Below are 2,058 nucleotides of genomic sequence, written 5' to 3'. Positions count from 1 at the left end.
CGTGAATACATAGCGTAATGAAGCGAACCGGGGGAACTGAAACATCTAAGTACCCCGAGGAAAAGAAATCAACCGAGATTCCCCCAGTAGCGGCGAGCGAACGGGGAGCAGCCCAGAGTCTGAATCAGCATGTGTGGTAGTGGAACGGTCTGGAAAGTCCGACGGTACAGGGTGATAGTCCCGTACACAAAAGTGCATGTGTTGTGAACTCGAAGAGTAGGGCGGGACACGTGGTATCCTGTCTGAATATGGGGGGACCATCCTCCAAGGCTAAATACTCCTGACTGACCGATAGTGAACCAGTACCGTGAGGGAAAGGCGAAAAGAACCCCGGCGAGGGGAGTGAAAAAGAACCTGAAACCGTGTACGTACAAGCAGTGGGAGCCTCTTTATGGGGTGACTGCGTACCTTTTGTATAATGGGTCAGCGACTTATATTCTGTAGCAAGGTTAACCGAATAGGGGAGCCGAAGGGAAACCGAGTCTTAACTGGGCGTTAAGTTGCAGGGTATAGACCCGAAACCCGGTGATCTAGCCATGGGCAGGTTGAAGGTTGGGTAACACTAACTGGAGGACCGAACCGACTAATGTTGAAAAATTAGCGGATGACTTGTGGCTGGGGGTGAAAGGCCAATCAAACCGGGAGATAGCTGGTTCTCCCCGAAAGCTATTTAGGTAGCGCCTCGTGAACTCATCTTCGGGGGTAGAGCACTGTTTCGGCTAGGGGGTCATCCCGACTTACCAACCCGATGCAAACTGCGAATACCGAAGAATGTTATCACGGGAGACACACGGCGGGTGCTAACGTCCGTCGTGAAGAGGGAAACAACCCAGACCGCCAGCTAAGGTCCCAAAGTCATGGTTAAGTGGGAAACGATGTGGGAAGGCACAGACAGCCAGGATGTTGGCTTAGAAGCAGCCATCATTTAAAGAAAGCGTAATAGCTCACTGGTCGAGTCGGCCTGCGCGGAAGATGTAACGGGGCTAAACCATGCACCGAAGCTGCGGCAGCGACACTATGTGTTGTTGGGTAGGGGAGCGTTCTGTAAGCCGTTGAAGGTGTGCTGTGAGGCATGCTGGAGGTATCAGAAGTGCGAATGCTGACATAAGTAACGATAATGCGGGTGAAAAACCCGCACGCCGGAAGACCAAGGGTTCCTGTCCAACGTTAATCGGGGCAGGGTGAGTCGACCCCTAAGGCGAGGCCGAAAGGCGTAGTCGATGGGAAACAGGTTAATATTCCTGTACTTGGTGTTACTGCGAAGGGGGGACGGAGAAGGCTATGTTAGCCGGGCGACGGTTGTCCCGGTTTAAGCATGTAGGCGGAGATTCCAGGTAAATCCGGAGTCTTGCTAACGCTGAGGTGTGATGACGAGGCACTACGGTGCTGAAGTAACAAATGCCCTGCTTCCAGGAAAAGCCTCTAAGCATCAGGTAACACGAAATCGTACCCCAAACCGACACAGGTGGTCAGGTAGAGAATACCAAGGCGCTTGAGAGAACTCGGGTGAAGGAACTAGGCAAAATGGTGCCGTAACTTCGGGAGAAGGCACGCTGATATGTAGGTGAAGTGATTTACTCATGGAGCTGAAATCAGTCGAAGATACCAGCTGGCTGCAACTGTTTATTAAAAACACAGCACTGTGCAAACACGAAAGTGGACGTATACGGTGTGACGCCTGCCCGGTGCCGGAAGGTTAATTGATGGGGTTATCCGTAAGGAGAAGCTCTTGATCGAAGCCCCGGTAAACGGCGGCCGTAACTATAACGGTCCTAAGGTAGCGAAATTCCTTGTCGGGTAAGTTCCGACCTGCACGAATGGCGTAATGATGGCCAGGCTGTCTCCACCCGAGACTCAGTGAAATTGAACTCGCTGTGAAGATGCAGTGTACCCGCGGCAAGACGGAAAGACCCCGTGAACCTTTACTATAGCTTGACACTGAACACTGGTCCTTGATGTGTAGGATAGGTGGGAGGCTTTGAAGTGTGGACGCCAGTCTGCATGGAGCCAACCTTGAAATACCACCCTTTAATGGCTGGTGTTCTAACGTAGACCCGT

General features: G+C 52.1%; 1 rRNA gene. It reads left to right on the top strand.

Going from position 1 to position 2,058, the window contains the following annotated elements:
• A 23S ribosomal RNA gene (locus FDW87_RS09540) occupies nt 1–2,058 on the top strand; the annotation flags it as partial.

The organism is Citrobacter sp. wls826, from assembly GCF_005281245.1.
Lineage (GTDB): Bacteria > Pseudomonadota > Gammaproteobacteria > Enterobacterales > Enterobacteriaceae > Citrobacter > Citrobacter braakii.
Note: the sequence above shows the minus strand (reverse complement) of the source record. Positions and strands in the feature narration are given on the sequence as shown.